This is a genomic window from Parasedimentitalea psychrophila, assembly GCF_030285785.1.
Lineage (GTDB): Bacteria > Pseudomonadota > Alphaproteobacteria > Rhodobacterales > Rhodobacteraceae > Parasedimentitalea > Parasedimentitalea psychrophila.
In genome coordinates this window covers 981,854-1,000,700 of the sequence record NZ_CP127247.1, presented here as the reverse complement: position 1 = coordinate 1,000,700, position 18,847 = coordinate 981,854, and the positions used below count along the sequence as shown (strand labels likewise).

Annotated in this window: 17 protein-coding genes; 8 read left to right on the top strand and 9 right to left on the bottom strand. The window is 61.8% G+C overall.

Annotation, left to right across the window (positions count from 1 at the left end; translation table 11 throughout):
- Positions 1-2: 2 nt before the first annotated feature.
- From QPJ95_RS04810 to QPJ95_RS04800, 3 genes are all read right to left on the bottom strand, one after another.
- Positions 3-389 carry a hypothetical protein gene (locus QPJ95_RS04810; protein WP_270918511.1) on the bottom strand — a complete coding sequence of 129 codons (387 nt, stop codon included), beginning with the start codon at positions 387-389 and terminating at the stop codon, positions 3-5.
- Positions 390-568: 179 nt separating this feature from the next.
- A complete protein-coding gene (locus tag QPJ95_RS04805) occupies positions 569-910 on the bottom strand; it encodes a hypothetical protein (RefSeq protein WP_270918510.1) in 342 nt (113 codons plus the stop codon).
- Positions 911-977: 67 nt separating this feature from the next.
- Positions 978-1,541 carry a TlpA disulfide reductase family protein gene (locus tag QPJ95_RS04800; protein WP_270918509.1) on the bottom strand — a complete coding sequence of 188 codons (564 nt, stop codon included), beginning with the start codon at positions 1,539-1,541 and terminating at the stop codon, positions 978-980.
- Between the two features lie 21 nt (positions 1,542-1,562).
- Between QPJ95_RS04800 and argH the strand changes: the two genes are divergently transcribed.
- The 4 genes from argH (at position 1,563) to QPJ95_RS04780 (ending at position 7,437) form a co-directional block, all read left to right on the top strand.
- On the top strand, positions 1,563-2,957 hold the full coding sequence (argH, locus tag QPJ95_RS04795) for an argininosuccinate lyase (RefSeq protein WP_270918508.1): 1,395 nt from the start codon (positions 1,563-1,565) through the stop codon (positions 2,955-2,957).
- Between the two features lie 50 nt (positions 2,958-3,007).
- Positions 3,008-3,184 carry a hypothetical protein gene (locus QPJ95_RS04790; RefSeq protein ID WP_270918507.1) on the top strand — a complete coding sequence of 59 codons (177 nt, stop codon included), beginning with the start codon at positions 3,008-3,010 and terminating at the stop codon, positions 3,182-3,184.
- Between the two features lie 329 nt (positions 3,185-3,513).
- Positions 3,514-4,782 (top strand): diaminopimelate decarboxylase, encoded by a 1,269-nt coding sequence (lysA, locus tag QPJ95_RS04785; RefSeq protein ID WP_270918579.1) that lies wholly within the window; start codon positions 3,514-3,516, stop codon positions 4,780-4,782.
- A gap of 39 nt (positions 4,783-4,821) precedes the next feature.
- Positions 4,822-7,437, top strand: coding sequence for a DUF4175 domain-containing protein (locus QPJ95_RS04780; RefSeq protein WP_270918506.1), 2,616 nt, complete (start codon positions 4,822-4,824; stop codon positions 7,435-7,437).
- Positions 7,438-7,629: 192 nt separating this feature from the next.
- On the opposite strand, the gene QPJ95_RS04775 is transcribed toward QPJ95_RS04780, so the two are convergent.
- On the bottom strand, positions 7,630-8,619 hold the full coding sequence (locus tag QPJ95_RS04775) for a zinc-ribbon domain-containing protein (protein ID WP_270918505.1): 990 nt from the start codon (positions 8,617-8,619) through the stop codon (positions 7,630-7,632).
- Positions 8,620-8,816: 197 nt separating this feature from the next.
- Here QPJ95_RS04775 and QPJ95_RS04770 point away from each other — a divergent pair, with 197 nt between their 5' ends.
- The 3 genes from QPJ95_RS04770 to QPJ95_RS04760 are packed head-to-tail and all read left to right on the top strand — an operon-like array spanning position 8,817 to position 11,139.
- On the top strand, positions 8,817-9,494 hold the full coding sequence (locus QPJ95_RS04770) for a cell division ATP-binding protein FtsE (RefSeq protein ID WP_270918504.1): 678 nt from the start codon (positions 8,817-8,819) through the stop codon (positions 9,492-9,494).
- Positions 9,491-10,387: a cell division protein FtsX gene (locus tag QPJ95_RS04765; RefSeq protein WP_270918503.1), complete on the top strand. Its 897-nt coding sequence runs from the start codon at positions 9,491-9,493 to the stop codon at positions 10,385-10,387. The genes QPJ95_RS04770 and QPJ95_RS04765 overlap by 4 nt, the downstream gene beginning before the upstream one ends.
- Positions 10,387-11,139, top strand: a complete 753-nt coding sequence (locus QPJ95_RS04760) for a lysophospholipid acyltransferase family protein (protein ID WP_390923774.1) — start codon at positions 10,387-10,389, stop codon at positions 11,137-11,139. The genes QPJ95_RS04765 and QPJ95_RS04760 overlap by 1 nt, the downstream gene beginning before the upstream one ends.
- A gap of 79 nt (positions 11,140-11,218) precedes the next feature.
- On the opposite strand, the gene QPJ95_RS04755 is transcribed toward QPJ95_RS04760, so the two are convergent.
- Positions 11,219-11,527, bottom strand: coding sequence for an EthD family reductase (locus tag QPJ95_RS04755; RefSeq protein WP_270918501.1), 309 nt, complete (start codon positions 11,525-11,527; stop codon positions 11,219-11,221).
- Between the two features lie 245 nt (positions 11,528-11,772).
- On the opposite strand from QPJ95_RS04755, the gene QPJ95_RS04750 reads away from it, so the two are divergent.
- On the top strand, positions 11,773-12,165 hold the full coding sequence (locus QPJ95_RS04750; protein WP_270918500.1) for a c-type cytochrome: 393 nt from the start codon (positions 11,773-11,775) through the stop codon (positions 12,163-12,165).
- Between the two features lie 310 nt (positions 12,166-12,475).
- On the opposite strand, the gene lpdA is transcribed toward QPJ95_RS04750, so the two are convergent.
- The 4 genes from lpdA to QPJ95_RS04730 form a co-directional block, all read right to left on the bottom strand.
- On the bottom strand, positions 12,476-13,873 hold the full coding sequence (gene lpdA / locus QPJ95_RS04745) for a dihydrolipoyl dehydrogenase (RefSeq protein WP_270918499.1): 1,398 nt from the start codon (positions 13,871-13,873) through the stop codon (positions 12,476-12,478).
- A gap of 111 nt (positions 13,874-13,984) precedes the next feature.
- On the bottom strand, positions 13,985-14,191 hold the full coding sequence (locus tag QPJ95_RS04740; protein ID WP_286018245.1) for a hypothetical protein: 207 nt from the start codon (positions 14,189-14,191) through the stop codon (positions 13,985-13,987).
- Positions 14,191-15,693 (bottom strand): 2-oxoglutarate dehydrogenase complex dihydrolipoyllysine-residue succinyltransferase, encoded by a 1,503-nt coding sequence (odhB, locus tag QPJ95_RS04735; protein ID WP_270918498.1) that lies wholly within the window; start codon positions 15,691-15,693, stop codon positions 14,191-14,193. The genes QPJ95_RS04740 and odhB overlap by 1 nt, the downstream gene beginning before the upstream one ends.
- A gap of 3 nt (positions 15,694-15,696) precedes the next feature.
- Positions 15,697-18,657: a 2-oxoglutarate dehydrogenase E1 component gene (locus QPJ95_RS04730; protein ID WP_270918497.1), complete on the bottom strand. Its 2,961-nt coding sequence runs from the start codon at positions 18,655-18,657 to the stop codon at positions 15,697-15,699.
- Positions 18,658-18,847 lie beyond the last annotated feature (190 nt).

Genomic DNA, 18,847 nt, shown 5'->3' with positions numbered 1-18,847 from the left:
GCTCAGGCCCTGCTCATCAGGAGGCGCCAGTCGGTACGCTCGGTTTCACTCAGGGTCAGGCGGGTCGAGGGAGCAGCAAACTCGTGAAAGCTGACGCGCAACCCATCGGGCCGGTCGCTCAGATCACAGCCTTGCAGCGGGCGAGCGACGGTGTCGGCGCCAAAGGCCCAGACCAATCCCATCCCCTGTGAGGTTTGCAGTAGCGCCGCATGGCCGTCTTGCGCGGTCAGAACCTGGGCGACGTCATCTTCGGGGAACTGCCGCAGCCAGGCGCTGCGGGCCTCGTCGACGGACATGACGGCAAGCGCCGAACGTCCGGTCATATGTAAAATGAACGCGGTAACTGAAATCCCGCCGGCAACCAGCGCCAGTAATATTTCCAATGGCATATCGTTCCCCCCGCAGCCAGAGTGGCGGCCAATGGGGCAGGCTGTCAAAGGTGGCGTAGGGTCAATAGTGGCCGGAATATTCAGCCATTCCGATTTCTGTTAAGAAATCGGTTCGGAAAATTCGAATTTTCCGGGCGTCGAGGGGGGGCTTGGGAAAAGCGCTGACAGGCATTGTGAGGTCACTCGGCCGATTCCATCTGCTCCGGCAGCGATAGCAACTCCTGTTGCACAACCCGTTCGACAAAAGGCACCAGCCCGTCGGGCCCTGATCTGCGGTCTTTCAGGTGGATGCAGACATCGGGTCGCAGGGTGGCAATGATGCCGATCAGGTCGCCGCGAATACCGTCGTCCAGCCCGGCCCCCATAATGACGCAGGCAATACGGGGCTCGGTCTCTAACTGTCGCACCACCTCGGCGTGGTCATGGGCACCCAACCACTGGATCGGCAGGTGATCCAATTGCAGCGCCACATTGCCAATCACATTTGGGAGCCGACCAATCAATAACACAACGGGATGCATGGTGTTGTCCTCTGGGAGTGCTGCCGCCCCGGATGTCGCGGCGGGTCACAGAGGACAATCTAGTGCTTTATTGATCGGCGATCAGGGCTGACAGAATCGCCTTGGCACTGTCACTGTTCCATTCCGCATCGCCGCGCAGGCGGGCAATCTCGCGGCCGCTCCGATCCAGGATCACGGTGATCGGCAGCCCCAGCACCGCCATTTCACGGGCCAGTGCCTGTTTTGGATCCTGATGGCGGGGCAAGTTGGTGATGCCAGCCTCGGCAAAGAACTTGACGATACCAGCCGGGGAGTTACGGCCGGTGGCCAGGGTCAGCACCTCAAAATCATCGCCGCCCAGTTCCGCCTGCAGTTCCGACAGCATCGGCATTTCGGCGCGGCAGGGGGCGCACCAGGTCGCCCAGAAGTTCAGCAGGATGATTTTCCCCTGATAGTCGGCCAGAGTGCCGGTGCCAGTATCGTCTTCCAAGAAAAACGCTTTGTCTGAGACCTCCATTGGGGTGCTGTGAAAATTCAGTTTCTTCATGTCGCCAAGGCGCAGCGCCTCAAGATCCGAGATCTCGACAGCAAGGGCGGCATTTGCACCCAGGCTCAGGGCGATATAAAGGGGGATCAGACGTAACAGACGCATTTTATCTCCGGGTATCTTACCATGACAGACCAATCCTCGAACCAGATGTGGGGCGGCCGCTTTGCCGCTGGCCCGGACGCGATCATGGAGGCGATCAACGCCTCGATCGGGTACGATCAGCGAATGGCGGCGCAGGACATTGCCGGCTCCAGGGCCCATGCGGCGATGTTGGCCGCAACAGGCGTGATCACCGATAACGATGCCGAGGCGATCAGGGAAGGCCTGCTCACCGTATTGTCAGAAATTGAGAGTGGAACTTTTCAGTTTTCCACCGCGCTGGAAGACATTCACATGAATGTAGAGGCGCGCCTGAAGGATATCATCGGGGAACCGGCTGGCCGCCTGCACACTGGCCGGTCGCGCAATGATCAGGTCGCCACCGACTTTAAACTCTGGGTGCGCGACCAGCTGGATGCGGCTGAAAGCGGCATTCTGGCACTGATCAAAGCACTGCTGGCGCAGGCCGAGGCCGGTGCCGATTGGGTGATGCCCGGCTTCACCCACCTGCAGGTGGCGCAGCCGGTGACCTGGGGGCATCACATGATGGCCTATGTGGAAATGTTTGGTCGGGACCTGAGCCGGGTCCGCGATGCCCGCGCCCGGATGAACGAATCACCGCTGGGGGCTGCGGCGCTGGCGGGGACCTCGTTTCCCATCGACCGTGACATGACCGCCACAGCGCTGGGCTTTGACCGCCCCGCAGCAAACTCGCTGGATGCGGTCAGTGACCGGGATTTTGCGCTGGAGTTTCTCAGCACTGCCTCGATCTGTGCCATGCACCTGAGCCGATTTGCCGAAGAGCTGGTGATCTGGTCCACCGCGCAGTTCCGTTTTGTCACCCTGTCGGACCGGTTCTCGACCGGGTCGTCGATCATGCCGCAGAAAAAGAATCCGGATGCGGCTGAGCTGATTCGCGCCAAGGTGGGCCGGATCTTTGGTGCCAACACGGCGCTGATGATGGTGATGAAGGGCCTGCCGCTGGCCTATTCCAAGGATATGCAGGAAGACAAGGAACAGGTGTTCGACGCCGCCGACAACTGGATGCTGGCGCTGGCGGCGATGGAGGGCATGGTCAAGGATATGACCGCCAACCGCGTTGAGCTGGCGGCGGCTGCCGGCTCGGGCTTCTCGACCGCCACCGATCTGGCCGACTGGATGGTGCGGGTGCTGAAGGTGCCGTTCCGCGATGCACATCATGTGACGGGAACGCTGGTGGCGATGGCCGAAGATCGCGGCTGTGATCTGCCGGATCTGAGCCTTGCGGATATGCAGGGGGTGCATGCGGGCATCACTGCAGACATCTTCACTGTGCTGGGGGTGCAGAACTCGGTGAATTCACGGATGTCTTATGGTGGCACCGCCCCGGCGCAGGTGCGTCAGCAGGTGGCGCGTTGGAGCGAAATCCTCGGAGCGTGACCCTCTCTGGCAGGAGGGGTATTGGCTGGGGTATTGAAGGAGGTCGGACAATGCGTAATTGGATCTTATCGGCGATAGCTTTTGTTGTTTTGAGCGCCTGTGGCGTGGATGGAGAACCGGTGCAACCCTCGCTGAATGCTGGGGTTGGGATCTCTGACAGTGGCGTCTATGCGGGCGGCAGCCTGGGATTGCACAAAGGCCCGTTGAGCCTGTACCTCGGGTTCTGAGGTCGCTTTGAAACAAGGTTCTGCCGCCTCTGGAACGTGCCCTGATGGGGCCAGTTCAGAGGCGGGCGTAGCACCGCGCTGACGCGCGGTGCATTTGGGGGCGCTGCCCCCTCTGAGGCGCCCAGGAGGGGGCCCCTCATTCACCCCTGAGGTATTTTGGACAAGAAGAAGTTTTGGGCCGGGGCGGGTGTTGGAGTCTCTCGTAGGGTGCGTGCTGGCACGCACCACGTGGAGAAATGGCGCGGCTCACAGGTGGCACACTGGGTGATATCAACTGAAAGCGGGCGGAATCATTTGATTTGAGCTGCCACTTTGGCTATCGCGCTGGCATGGATCATTTTCTTTACCGCGACGGCGCGCTCTACGCCGAGGATGTTCCGGTGGCCGAGATCGCGGCTGCCGTGGGCACGCCGTTTTATGTCTATTCCACCGCCACGCTGCAGCGGCACTTCAGGCTGTTTGATGAGGCGCTGGAGGGCATCGACCATCTGGTTTGTTATGCGATGAAGGCGGCCAGCAATCAGGCCATTCTGAAAACGCTGGCGCAGGTGGGTGCCGGTATGGATGTGGTCAGCCAGGGCGAATACCTGCGCGCCAAGGCGGCAGGCGTGCCGGGCGACAAAATCGTGTTTTCCGGCGTCGGCAAGACGGCTGAGGAAATCCGGGTGGCGCTGAGTGGTGGTATCCGCCAGTTCAACGTCGAATCCGAGCCCGAGATGGAAGTGATCAACGCGGTGGCGCTGGAGCTGGGCGCGGTGGCGCCGATCACCGTGCGGGTGAACCCGGATGTGGATGCCAAGACCCATGCCAAGATCGCCACTGGAAAATCCGAGAACAAATTCGGCATTCCTATTTCGCGGGCCTCAGCGGTCTATGCCCATGCGGCCTCACTGCCCGGATTGGATGTTATCGGCATCGACGTGCATATCGGATCACAGCTGACCGAGCTGGAGCCGTTTGAGCAGGCCTATCAGAAGGTGGCCGAGTTGACCGAGCAGCTGCGCAGCGAGGGCCATAACATCCGGCGTCTGGATCTGGGTGGCGGGCTGGGCATTCCCTACCACAGCCAATCCAACGCGGCGCCACCACTGCCGGTGGAATATGGCGCGCTGATCAAGAAAACTCTGGGTCATCTGGGCTGTGAGATCGAGATTGAGCCGGGTCGGTTGATCGCTGGTAATGCGGGTCTTCTGGTCAGCAAGGTGATTTATGTAAAATCCGGCGAGGACCGGAAGTTTCTGATCATCGACGGCGCCATGAACGATCTGATCCGCCCGGCAATGTATGAGGCGCATCACGATATCGTGCCGGTCGTCGAGCCCGCCGTCGGCGTCGAGAGCCAGCCCTATGATATCGTTGGCCCGGTCTGCGAAAGTGGCGATACCTTTGCCAAGCAGCGCGACATGGCGCCGCTGGCGGCGGATGATCTGATCGCCTTTCGCAGTGCCGGGGCTTATGGCGCGGTGATGGCCAGCGAATACAATTCGCGCCCTCTGATCCCCGAGGTTCTGGTGCATGGCGATCAATTCGCGGTTATCCGCGCAAGGCCGAGCTTTGACGAAATGATAAATCGCGATAGCATACCAGAATGGCTCTGACGCGATACTGCGCATGAGCCGGTTGGAGACGTTGCAGATATGGCTATATCACCCGGATCCAAGGCAAAGCTGAAACAGCTGCACTGGCCAATCCGGCTGACGCGGTTGGGGATGATTGCGGAAACCAGCCTGCGGGCCTTTTGGCCGCTGGCATCGATTGTCATGCTGGCGCTGGCATTGCTGATGCTGGGGCTGCACGAAGTGCTGCCGGTCGAGCTGGTCTGGGCGGGGGTGATTGTGTCCCTGCTGGTCGCAGTGGCAAGTCTGATTTGGGGGCTGCGGCACCTGCGCTGGCCGAGCCGGGCGCAGGCACTGGCGCGTCTGGATGAAACCCTGCCGGGGCGGCCCATCAATGCACTGATGGATGCGCAGGCCATTGGCCGCGACGACGCCGCCTCAACAGAGCTGTGGCAGGCACATCAGCTGCGGATGGCGGCGCGTGCGGCCAAGGCCCGCGCACCGCAGCCCAATTTGCGGATCGCGGCGGCGGATCCTTATGCGCTGCGGTTTGTGGCACTGCTGGCGCTGGTGGTTGCGCTGCTGTTCGGCTCGATTTGGCGGCTGGGCACGGTGGCTGATCTGGGGGCGGGAGCGGCTAGCGCAATGAGCGGCCCGAGCTGGGAGGGCTGGTTGCAGCCGCCGCGCTATACTGGGTTGCCGACGCTGTATCTGAATGACGCTGAAGGCGCGGTTCTGACGCTGCCTCAGGGCACAAGGGTGACGCTGCGGTTTTACGGTCAGGAGGGGGCGCTGACGCTGGCCGAGTCGGTGTCTGGTCGCAGCGCAGAGCAGCCTTCGGCGGATGCGCAGCAGGAGTTTGCAGTGACCCAGGCCGGGGAACTGACGATTGAGGGCGCTGGCGGGCAGAGCTGGCAGGTCGAGGTGATTGCGGACAGCCCGCCGCAGATCTCGGTGGCGGGTCAGACCGAGATAGAGCCGGATGGTACCATGTCGCTGCCGTTTGCGGCTGTGGATGACTATGGGATTGCTGGGGGCGAGGTGCGGATTGCGCTGGACCTGCTGGCGCTGGATCGCCGTCACGGGCTGGCAGCTGATCCCGACCCGCGCGGCGACATTATCCTGGATCTGCCGTTGCCGCTAACCGGGGACCGGCGCGATTTTACCGAACATCTGATTGATGATTTCTCGCAGTATCCTTGGGCCAACCTGCCGGTGGTCTACAGTTTTGAGGCGCGAGATGGCGCCGAGCAACGGGGCGCAGCACCGGGGTTTGGGGCAAAGCTGCTGGCGCGGCGGTTCTTTGATCCGCTGGCAGCGGCGGTGGTGGAACAGCGGCGTGATCTGCTGTGGGCGCGCAGCAATGCGCGCCGGGTGGCGCAGATCATGCGGGCGCTGACCCATCATCCCGAGCGGCAGTTTCGCAGCCCGTCAGCCTATTTGCGGATGCGGATAATCCTGCGACGGCTGGAAAGCTACACTGCGGTCGGGTTGAGCCCGCAGCACCAGGACGAGATTGCCACCGCGCTTTGGGATCTGGCGCTGATACTGGAAGACGGCGATGTGGGGGACGCGCTGGCGCGGTTGCGGCGGGCGCGGGAACGGCTGAGCCAGGCGATGCGCGACGGCGCCAGTGATCAGGAAATCGCCGAGCTGATGCAGGAGCTGCGCCAGGCGACCGAGGATTACATGCGCCAGCTACAGCGTCAGGCCGAGGCCAACGGCGAGGTGATGGAACAGGGCGAACTGCCCGAGAATATGATGCAGCTGTCACAGGATGACCTGCAGGCGATGATGGACCGCATTCAGGAGCTGATGGAGCAGGGCCGCATGGCCGAGGCCGAGCAGGCGTTGCAGGAATTGCAGCAGATGATGGAAAACATGCGGATCACCGAAAGCCAGCAAGGCCAAGGTGGCAGTGAAGGTCAGCAGGCGATGGAAGGGCTGGCGGAGACGCTGAAACAGCAGCAGGGGCTGTCGGATCAGGCATTCCGCGATCTGCAGGAGCAGTTCAATCCCGGGGCCGGCAAGGGCGAGAGCGAGAAGAATCAGGGCCGCAATGGTGGCTTGGGGCAGGGTCAAAGCCATGAGGGCGGGCAGGGCGGCGACAGCCAGCAGGGCCAACAGCAGGGCGGCGCGCAGGAAGGTCAGGATGGCACTGCCCAGTCGGGTCGGGGTCAGGACGGGGCACAACCGCCGGGTGGCTCTCTGGCTGAGCGCCAGCAAGCGCTGCGCGAGGAATTGCAGCGGCAGCAAAACGGCCTGCCGCTGGGCAGCAGCGAAGAGGGCGATGCCACGCGGCAGTCCTTGGAAGACGCCGGGCGGGCGATGGATGGCGCCCAAGAGGCACTGGAGCAGGGCGATTATGCCGAAGCAATCGACCAGCAGGCCGAGGCGATGGAACGGCTGCGCGAGGGTATGCGCGCGTTGGGCGAGGCGCTGGCAGAGCAGCAGCCCGGTCAGGCCGGCAGCCAGTCAGGTCGCAACTCTGCCAGTCAGGGCAGCCGGATGGACCCGCTGGGCCGGGACCAGCCCGAGGGCGGAGATGGAGCTGGTGATGACGGCAGCCGTATCGGCGCAGGCCCTGCCTATCGCCGGGCCTGGGATCTGCTGGAAGAAATTCGCCGCCGGGCGGATGAGCGTCAGCGCAGTGAGGGCGAGCGCGGCTATCTGCGGCGGTTGCTGGACCGGTTCTGAGCCGCTCCGGTTTGATGTGCCCCGGTTTGATGCGCACCGACTTAACAGGCATGGTGCGTGCAAGCACGCACCCTACAGCTGCCAAAACACCTGCCCTTGCCCTCCCCCTGTGGCCTTGGCGGTTATCATGGGCCCGCGCCAGTCCAGAAATTCGGTGCGGAAATCCGGTGCAGAAAACTGGGGCTTTGCGGGCTATTGGCTGGGCTGCAAGCCGCTTACCTTGGCGTCTAGCCACAGGCGGGCCTTATCAACCGAGGCCACATAGGAACTGAGGTAAGGATCTGCCTGCGGCAGGGTGTTCGCGATTTGAGGCGCGTTGGTGTAGGTCAGAACCAGAGCAAGCATCAGCAAGATGACAAGGGCAAAGCCGCGCGAAAATCCGCTTTTGCGGCGGGGTGGGTGGCCTGCTTCCGGCGCAATGGAGGCCGCTCCCGCAGGGGCGCCACTGGCCCGCAGGGTTGAGTTTATTTCCTCTATATCCGGCAGCAACCCGCGCCGTGAGCCGCTTTCGGCAGCCGCCAGAAGGGCCGGGTTCTCGCCCTTTAGCCGTGCCATGCGATCGCGTGCCTGGTGGGCCCGCCGCGAGACCTCGTCTTCGGGTTCCGCATCCAGACCCAGATCCGGCTGGGATTCCAGACCGGTGCCTTCGGCGGCTCTCAGCTGGGCTTCGCGCTTGGCTTCTTCGCGTAAAATACCGGTGACCGAGGGATCCATTCCACGCGCCAGCCCGGTATGGGCCGGCGCCTCTACAGGTGCTTCAACCGGGACCTCGTCCGGGTCATCCTCGGCAGCTGGTTCCATGTCGATTTCAGCTTCGGGCGCGGCGGCAACATCCGGTTCAGGGGCTGGAGTCGGGTCCGCCAAAGGCGCTGCGGCTGCGGGCTGCGGCTGCGTGTCTTCATCATTGGCCGCGTCTTGCTGAGCCTGCTTTGCGTCGGCTTGCCGGATGGTTTGCCCAGTGAGTTGTTCTGCAAGATGTTCTGCGGGCTGCTCTGCGGCGAGATCGGACTGAGCTGGCGCGGCTTCGGGTGAGACATCAAGCGCCGCGGCTGCGGCGGCATTGGCGCCGGTCTGATACCAGGTATCGCCGCAGTTGGAGCATTGCACGTCCCGGCCTTCGGGCGGAATGACCTCGTCCGGGACCTCGTATTGGGCGTCGCAGTTTGGACATGTCAGCCGCATTCTGTGTCTCCTGAGCTATAAGCTCCTGTCGGATGGTACTTTTCCAGCGACCATAAGCAGTTCCGTCTCCTCAAGAAAGAGACAATTGAAACCGCTCGGGTGCTCTGGCCAAGCCGGGGATTGCCGGCAACAGCGCGCCCCATTGAAACTACTCCGCTGCTAGGGCACAACGGATTGGATATACGCAGGGGGCAGCCGTGATCGAACTGGACAATATAGGCTACAATTACGGGGGTGGCGAGCTGCTGACCAATGTGTCGGCGCAGCTGGCGCCGGGGTCGTTCCACTTTCTGACCGGTCCTTCGGGGGCGGGCAAGACGACGCTGCTGAAGCTGTGCTACGGCGCGCTGAGCCCGACTTCGGGGCGGGTGCGGGCGTTTAATATGGATGTCAAAGGGCTGGACCGCGATCAGATGGCGATGCTGCGGCGCCGCGTTGGGGTTGTGCATCAGGACTGCCGGTTTCTGGATCACCTGCCGGTGGTGGACAACATCGCCCTGCCGCTGACGGTGTCGGGCAAGGATCTGGCACAGGAACAGGCCAATCTGCGGGACTTGATGGATTGGGTCGGCCTGTCCGAGCGCGCCGATGCCAAGCCGCCAGAGCTGTCCGGTGGCGAACGCCAGCGCGCGGCGCTGGCGCGGGCGGTTATCCTGTCGCCGGAAGTGGTGATTGCGGATGAGCCCACCGGCAACGTCGATTGGGAAATGTCGCAACGGCTGTTGAAATTGCTGGTGGAGCTGAACCGTATGGGCAAGACCATATTGGTTGCCACCCATGATCTGGCTCTGATAAGGGCCGCCAAAAACCAGGTGCAGACACGGGTGTTGCGGATTTCGGACAAGCGATTGCAATTGGCGGGGGCGGATCTATGAGCGGCCGTATTCGGCAGTTGATTGTTGGCGATGCGCAGGCTGACCGGGTGGTGCCGCCAAGCGGCTTTACCGCGCATCTGACCTTGTTTGTGGCGGCTGCGATGGCCTTTCTGGCGGTGTTTGCGCTGGCGCTGTCGCTGGCCTCGGGGCGGTTGGCAGATCGCTGGGCGGATGAGCTGGCGCGGGCGGCAACGCTGCGCATCAATGCGCCGGCCGATCAACGGGCGGCACAGACGCAGGCGGCGCTGACGGTGCTGGAGCAAACACCCGGTGTGGCCTCGGCGCGGGCGCTGACCGCGGATGAGCAGGCGGCGCTGCTGGCCCCGTGGTTCGGTGCGGAACTGCCGCTGGACAGCCTGCCGGTGCCGCAACTGATCGAGGTGCTGGAGACGGAAACCGGATATGACGCCGATGGGCTGCGGCTGCGATTGCAGGCCGAGGTGCCGGGTGCGGTGCTGGATGACCACTCTCGCTGGCGCAAGCCGCTGGTGGACGCGGCGCGGTCGCTGCGGCGGTTGGGGCTGTTCTCGATCCTGCTGATCGGTGGCGCCATGGCCGGGATGATCACGCTGGCGGCCAATGCGGCGCTGGCGGCCAATGCGCAGGTGATCGAGGTGCTGCGGCTGGTGGGGGCGCAGGATGGCTATATCGCCCAGGCCTTTGTGCGCCGGTTCACCCTGCGGGCGCTGGTCGGTTGCAGCGTTGGTGTCGCACTGGGCATGATTGGCGTCTGGCTGATGCCTGCGGCCTCGGAGGAGGGCGGATTTTTGACCGGGTTGGGATTTGTCAGCTGGGGCTGGTTGATGCCGCTGGCGATCCCACTGCTTGGGGCTCTGGTGGCCTTTGTCGCCACCAGCCGCGCCGCTAAGAAAAGATTAGGAGATTTGACGTGATGACCCCCCTCCAGCGCCTGCGGGCGATGCTGTTCTCGGTGCAGATGTACCCAATGATGTTGGTCATTGGCCTGCTATACGCGCCCTGGGCGATCTTTAGTAAGCACGGGGCGCGGGCCTGCTGCAAGGCCTATGCAAACTGGATCATGTGGACGGCCGGCTGGATGGTTGGAATCCGCTGCGAAGTGCGCGGCACACCACCGGCGGGCGGGGCGCTGATTGCCGCCAAGCACCAGTCCTTTCTGGATATCCTGATGATCTTTGCGGCGCTGCCCACAGGGCGTTTCATCATGAAAAAGGAAATCCTGCGGATGCCGGTGATTGGCCAATATGCCCGGTTGCTGGGCTGTGTTGCGGTGGATCGGGCCAAACGGGGCGGCGCCATCGACAAGATGGTCCAGGACGCGGAAGCAAGCGACGAGGAGGCCGGACAGCTGATCATCTTTGCCCAGGGCACCCGCGTCGTGCCCGGGGTCAAGGCACCCTATAAGGTTGGCGCCGGGGTGCTGTATGAACAACTGAACCAGACCTGTGTGCCGGTTGCCGTCAATGTGGGTTTGATGTGGCCGCGCAAGGGCATTACCCGGCTTCCCGGTGTGGCGGTGATCGAATTCCTGGAGCCGATTGAACCGGGGTTGGAGCGCAAAGAGTTCCTGAACCTTCTGGAACAGCGGGTCGAGGCCGGATCGGACGCATTGATGCGCGAAGCCGGGTTCGATCCGGCGCCAGCCGTCGCCAAACAGGCGGGCTGAGGCAGGCTTGGTTTAGGGTCGTTCAGGGTAACCCTTGGGTTACCCTGTGGCCCCAGCCTCGCTTGTTCCTTGGTTGGACCTAGCTGATGACCTCGCCGATCAACATCTGCGGTTGTACGTTGGTGAAATTTGGGATGTCCTCCAGAACCGGGCCTGCGGCCTGCATGGCAGCGTTCAGGGCGTCCTGATCTTTGAACAGCAAGGAGGCCACAGCAAAAATCCCCGGCGGAACATCGGGACCGCCAGCCAGCCCCTTGGTGACCAGCATACTGTCCATATGCGCGCCCATGTGTTCGCCCACCAAATCAAAATGAGTGCTGGTGTAATAGTCAAAATCAAATGTTTTTCCATCGCTGATCGGATAGATCACCTGAAGTGAAACGGCCATGGCATGTCCTTTCTGAACGGGTACCAGTTAATCAATACAGTCTGAATAGAGCCTAAATAGGGCGTTCGGCCAAGTAAAAAGGCGGATCGGCTGATGCAGGGGCGCGTTGGGGCGTCGCGATCACCCGGCGTTTGCAATAGCCGCTGCCGGTGGCCGACACCGGTAATCAAAGTGACTTGCATCAAGGCTTGCCAGGGTTCTGACTGCTAGCGTTCAATTGAGTTTTTCAAGTTTGGAGGTTACCGATGCGTATGGTTTTTGCGGCTCTTCTGTCTGTACTGGCAACTGGGGGCCTGGCCCAGGATGTCGAAATGGGGGAAAATCTTTTCCAGCATTTCTGCGCTGGCTGCCATGGCGAGGACGCCAAAGGAGGCGGGCCGATGGCCCCGATACTATTGGTGCAACCCGCAAATCTGACCACACTGAGCGCTCGCAATGGTGGTGAATTCCCCCTTGAACGCGTGGCCGGGCGCATTGATGGGCGCGATCCGATTGTCAGTCACGGTAGCGACATGCCGGTGTTTGGCTGGCTGTTCCAGGATCAACCCGTCGCCCTGAAACTTCCAACCGGTCAACCCATGCTGGCCACCCGCCCGGTTGTCGATCTAATCACCTGGATGCAGACGATCCAGGAGTGAGGCGGGTACAGGCGCGATTAACTCAAAATACAAGTGTGCTCAGTGAAAACATCACGGGCTACACTTGTAAGGGCAAAATGCGGTACTCTACAAAAACTCATTTTTCAGCGATGTAAGCACCGTTGAATTTCTGCACGTCCTCAACGATGTCATCCCAATCGGGTTTTGACGCGGTATGGATGCGAAGCGTCGGCCAATATTTCAAACGTCACTTTGCCCCAGGGGCTGCTTCCCCTGATCCCGGCAGCGTTCCAAAACAAAAGGCAGCCCCGGTTGGGACTGCCTGATGGTAGGCTTCGATTTAGACAGCTTAGCTGTGAATGGCGCCACTGCCGCAGGCCAGCGCCGCTTCGCGTACCGCCTCGGAGAAGGTGGGGTGGGCGTGGCAGGTCAGGGCGATGTCTTCGGCTGAGGCGCCAAATTCCATCGCCACACAGATCTCGTGGATCAGATCGCCGGCGCCGGGGCCGATGATGGCGCAGCCCAGAACCCGGTCTGTTTCCTTGTCTGTGATGATTTTCACAAAGCCGTCGCCCTGATGCACCGCCTTGGCGCGGCCGTTGCCCATGAACATGAACTTGCCGATCTTGATCTTGCGACCCTCGGCCTTCAGCGCGTCCTCAGTCGCGCCAACAGTGGCAACCTCAGGTGTGGTGTAGACCACGCCGGGGATGACGCCATAGTTCACGTGGCCATGTTTGCCGGCCATGACCTCGGCCACCGCCATGCCTTCGTCCTCGGCTTTATGGGCCAGCATCGGGCCTTCGATCACGTCGCCAATGGCATAGATGCCGGGCACATTGGTGGCCCATTTGGCATCGGTGGCGATCTGGCCGCGTTCGGTCATCTTGACGCCCAATGCGTCGAGGCCGAGGCCGTCAGCATAGGGTTTGCGGCCAGTGGCTACCAGCACCACATCGGCGTCGATGATTTCTTCGGCGTCGGGCTTTTTCTTGAGCGCGTATTTGACCTTGGCTTTGGTTTTAGAGGCATCAACGCTCTGAACCGCAGCCCCCATGATGAAGTTCAGGCCCTGCTTTTCGAGGATGCGCTTGAAGCTGCGCTGCACGTCCTTGTCCATCCCGGGGCAGACCGCGTCGAGGTATTCCACCACGGTGACCTCGGATCCCAGACGGGCATAGACCGAGCCCAGTTCCAGACCGATGACGCCGGCACCGATGACGACCATTTTCTTGGGCACTTTGGGCAGTTCCAGCGCGCCGGTTGAATCCACCACGATGCCTTTGTCGTTGTCGACCTCAACACCCGGCAGGGATGACGGCACCGAGCCGGAGGCGATGACGATGTTCTTGGTCTGGTGGATCTCGTCGCCGACCTTGACCTGGCCGGCGGCAGGGATCGAGGCCCAGCCTTTCAGCCAGTCGATCTTGTTCTTCTTCATCAGGAATTCGACGCCGACGGTGTTCTGACCGATGACTTCGTCCTTGTAGGATTTCATCTGCTTCCAGTCGACCGAGGGCGATTTGCCCTTGAGGCCCATCTTGGTGAAATTATGCTCGGCCTCGTGCAGCATATGGGTGGCATGCAGCAGCGCCTTGGAGGGGATGCAGCCGACGTTCAGGCAGGTGCCACCTAGGGTCTCGCGGCCCTCGACAATGGCGGTTTTCAGGCCCAGTTGGGCGCAGCGGATGGCGGATACATAGCCGCCGGGGCCTGCACCGATGATGATGACGTCATATTGGGACATTTATGTGGTCCTTTGTGGTTTGGGCGAGGAGGGGGCGCTGCCCCCGGCCCATGCGGGCCTCCCCCGGAGTATTTGGGGCAAAAAGAACGGGGGAGTGCATTGATTTCAACATCACCCTGGAGGTGGCGGTGCACTTGGGCTTTCCGCTGTTGCGTACCGGCACTCTGGTGTTATCGCGGAGCCGTTGATTGAAATACCTAATTCCTGCTTGCCCTCGGCAATGCCGGTGCTCAGTTCAGGGCCGTTTTGGCGCTCCCAATCCACGGTTTTCTCCTGAAGGAGATAAGTGGTCCGGGTATCGAGCGCGCCAAAACCCATTACAGATCCATCAACAAACGACGGGGATCTTCCAGCGCTTCCTTGACCCGCACCAGGAAGGTCACGGCGCCTTTGCCGTCGACAACGCGGTGGTCATAGGACAGGGCCAGATACATCATCGGACGGATCACCACCTCTCCGTTGATCGCCATGGGGCGGTCCTGGATCTTGTGCATGCCTAAGATTCCCGACTGTGGCGGGTTCAGGATTGGCGAGGACATCAGCGAGCCGTAGACGCCGCCGTTGGAGATGGTGAAGGTGCCGCCCTGCATTTCTGCCATGCTCAGTTTGCCGTCTCGGGCACGTTTTCCCTTTTCGGAAATCGCTTTTTCGATCTCGGCAAAGGACATTGCATCGGCATTGCGGATCACCGGAACAACCAGACCACTTGGGGTGCCGGCCGCAACGCCCATGTGTACGAAGTTCTTGTAGACGATGTCTGTGCCGTCGATCTCGGCGTTGACCTCGGGGACCTCTTTCAGTGCGTGACAGCAGGCCTTGGTGAAGAAGGACATGAAACCCAGACGGGCGCCGTGTTTCTTCTCGAACAGCTCTTTGTACTGGCTGCGCAACGCCATCACCTCAGTCATGTCGACCTCGTTATAGGTGGTCAGCATGGCGGCGGTGTTCTGCGCCTCTTTCAGGCGGCGGGCGATGGTCTGGCGCAGGCGGGTCATTTTCACCCGTTCTTCGCGATCCGCGTCATCGGCTGAGACCGGGGCGCGCACCGCAACCGGGGCGGCGGCTGGCGCAGCTGCGGTTGTGGCGACGGGGGCGGCAGCGGCGGCGGCAGTGGCGCGGAAGACGTCATCCTTCATGATGCGACCGTCGCGGCCGGTGCCGGCAACGGCAGCCGCGGTCAGACCGGCCTCGGCCATGGCCTTCTCCGCCGATGGCGCATTGGCGATGTCTTTGCCTGCGGCGGCAGGAGCAACCACAGCAGCCGGGGCCGAGGCTGGCGCCGGCGCACCCGCAGCACCGGCACCGGAGATCACCCCCAGCTTGGCGCTGGCATTCACGGTGGAGCCTTCGGCGGCGGTGATTTCGCTCAGCACCCCAGCGATGGGGGCCGGCACTTCGACCGAGACTTTGTCGGTTTCCAGCTCACAGAGCATTTCGTCCTGGGCGACAGAATCGCCTACCTTTTTAAACCAGGTCGCCACCGTGGCTTCGGTGACCGATTCGCCCAGGGTGGGCACCATCACGTCGGTGTTGCCAGCACCTGGAGCAGGCGCAGCGGCGGGCGCCGCAGCAGCGGCGGCCGTCCCGGCAGTGAGGGTGGCCAGCAGCGCGTTGACGCCAACAGTTTCGCCCTCGGCGGCGATGATATCGCCCAGGGTGCCGGCGCTGGGGCTGGGCACTTCGACGGTGACCTTGTCGGTCTCCAGCTCGCAGAGCATCTCGTCTACAGCAACCGCATCTCCGGGTTTTTTGAACCAGGTGGCAACCGTGGCTTCGGTGACCGATTCACCCAATGTGGGCACACGAATTTCGGTGGTCATGGATCAGTTTCCTTCGATGCTTAGCGCGTCGTTCACGAGCGCAGCTTGTTGGGCTTTGTGTTGGCTGGCCTGCCCTGTTGCAGGCGAGGCCGATGTGGCGCGTCCGGCATAGGTCGGGCGGCTGTGCTTGGCGCCGATACGGGTCAGCACCCATTCGATATTGGGCTCAATAAAGCTCCAGGCGCCCTGGTTCTTGGGCTCTTCCTGGCACCAGACGATTTCCGCCTGTTTGAAGCGCCCCAGTTCCTTGACCATCGAGATGGCGGGGAAGGGGTAATACTGTTCGACGCGCATCAGATAGACATCGTCGATGCCGCGCTCATCCCGTTCGGCCAGCAGGTCATAATAGACCTTGCCCGAACAGAGCACCACCCGCTTGACCTTGTCATCGCTCACCAGCTGGGTGTCTGAATTGCCGTGCTGGGCGTCATCCCACAGCACCCGGTGGAAGCTGGACCCGGTGGTGAATTCCTCGGTCTTGCTGACCGCCAGCTTGTGGCGCAGCAGCGATTTCGGGGTCATCAGGATCAGCGGTTTGCGGAAACTACGGTGCATCTGGCGGCGCAGGATGTGGAAGTAGTTGGCCGGCGTGGTGCAGTTGGCAACAATCCAGTTGTCCTGGCCACACATCTGCAGGAAACGTTCCAGCCGCGCCGAGGAGTGCTCGGGGCCCTGGCCCTCATACCCGTGTGGCAGCAGCACCACCAGACCGGACATCCGCAGCCATTTGCTTTCGCCGGACGAGATGAACTGATCGAACATGATCTGGGCGCCATTGGCGAAATCGCCAAACTGGCCTTCCCATAGGGTCAGCGCATTGGGTTCTGCCAGAGTATAGCCGTATTCAAAGCCCAGCACCGCATATTCTGACAGCGCCGAGTCGATGACTTCGTATTGCGACTGACCGGCGCGGATGTTGTTCAGCGGGTAGTAGCGCTCTTCGGTGTCCTGATTGACCAGCCCCGAGTGGCGCTGAGAGAAGGTGCCGCGGGTGACGTCCTGGCCGGACAGGCGCACCGGGAAACCTTCGGTCAACAACGAGCCAAAGGCCAGTGCTTCGGCGGTGGCCCAGTCAAAACCAGCGCCATCGGCCAGCATCTGTTTCTTGGCATCCAGCAAGCGGCCAACGGTCTTGTGGACCGGCACACCGTCGGGGAGATGCGACAGTGCTGCGCCCACTTCGGCAAAGGTTTCCGGGGAAACCGAGGTCTTGCCGCGCTGGTAGTCCTCGTCTTTGGTATCCATGTGCTTCCAGCGACCATCCAACCAGTCAGCCTTGTTGGGCTTATAGTCTTTGCCGGCTTCAAACTCGTCGTTGAGCCTAGCCTGGAAGGCGGCCTTCATGTCTTCGATCTCGCCCTCGGGGATCAGGCCATCCTTGACCAGACGCGCCGTATACAGCGACAGGGTGGTTTTGTGGGTCTTGATCTTTTTGTACATCACCGGGTTGGTAAACATGGGCTCGTCGCCCTCGTTGTGACCAAAGCGGCGGTAGCAGAAGATATCCAGCACCACGTCTTTACCGAACTTCTGGCGGAACTCGGTTGCCACTTTGGCGGCGTGAACCACCGCCTCGGGGTCGTCGCCGTTGACGTGGAAGATCGGCGCCTCGACCACCAGCGCGTTATCCGTTGGATAGGGCGAGGAGCGCGAGAAATGCGGTGCGGTGGTGAAACCGATCTGGTTGTTGACCACGATATGCATGGTGCCGCCGGTCTTGTGCCCCTTGAGGCCCGACAGGGCGAAACATTCGGCCACCACACCCTGACCGGCAAAGGCGGCGTCGCCGTGCAGCAGGATTGGCATCACCTGGGTGCGATCGGTGTCTTTCAGCTGGTCCTGCTTGGCGCGGACCTTGCCGATCACCACCGGGTTCACCGCCTCGAGGTGGCTGGGGTTGGCGGTCAGCGACAGGTGCACGATGTTGCCATTGAACTCGCGATCCGAGCTGGCGCCGAGGTGGTATTTCACATCGCCCGAGCCATCGACGTCTTCCGGTTTGGAACTGCCGCCCTGGAATTCGTTGAAAATGGCGCGATACGGTTTCTGCATCACATTGGCCAGCACCGACAACCGGCCCCGGTGAGGCATGCCGATGACGATGTCGCGCACCCCCAGCGCACCCCCGCGCTTGATGATCTGCTCCATCGCCGGGATCAGGCTTTCGCCGCCATCCAGACCAAAGCGCTTGGTGCCCATGTATTTCACATGCAGGAATTTCTCAAATCCCTCTGCCTCGACCATCTTGTTGAGGATCGCCTTGCGGCCTTCGCGGGTGAACTGGATTTCCTTGCCCAGACCCTCGATCCGTTCCTTCAGCCAGCTGGCCTCGGCGGGGTTAGAGATATGCATGTATTGCAGCGCAAAGGTGCCGCAATAGGTGCGTTTGACGATATCGACGATTTGGCGCATCGAGGCCAGCTGCAGCCCCAGCACGTTGTCGATAAAGATCGGTCGGTCCATGTCACCTTCGGTGAAGCCATAGGTCTTGGGGTCCAGCTCAGGATGCGGCACGGTGGAGCGCATGCCCAGCGGATCCAGATCCGCCACCAGATGACCGCGGATGCGATAGGCGCGGATCAGCATCAGCGCGCGGATGCTGTCCAGCACCGCCCGTTTGATCGCATCATCGGACACTTTGACGCCGGTAGCCTCGGCCTTGGCGGCGATCTTCTTGCCAGCCGCCTTGGTTTCAACGGGCGCAGCCCATTCGCCGGTCAGCGCAGAGGTCAGCTCGTCTTCGGGCTGCGGCGGCCAGTCTTTGCGCGCCCACGAGGGGCCCTGCGCCTCGGCCTTTACGTCCAGTTCTGCGTCACCCATCTGGCGAAAGAACTCACCCCATGCAGCGTCCACTGCATTCGGATCATTAGCGTATTGGGCATAAAGCTGCTCCAGATACTCGGCATTGTGCCCCTGCATGAAGGAGGAGGCATGAAAGAGGTCGTTGGGGCTTTGTTCGGTCATTTGGTAACCTCGAGTGGGTTGGGGCCGTATGGGGAGAGACCAGGGGTCATTTGGGGCAGAGTTGCTGCCAGGGGTTTCAAATTGATGAAACGCAGGGCAGATCCTGCGGCAAAATGGGCCGAAAGGGCTGTTTTAGCGACAGAATCTGGAAAAATCGGGGAAATGTGTGAGAGAGAAGACGTCCGATGGC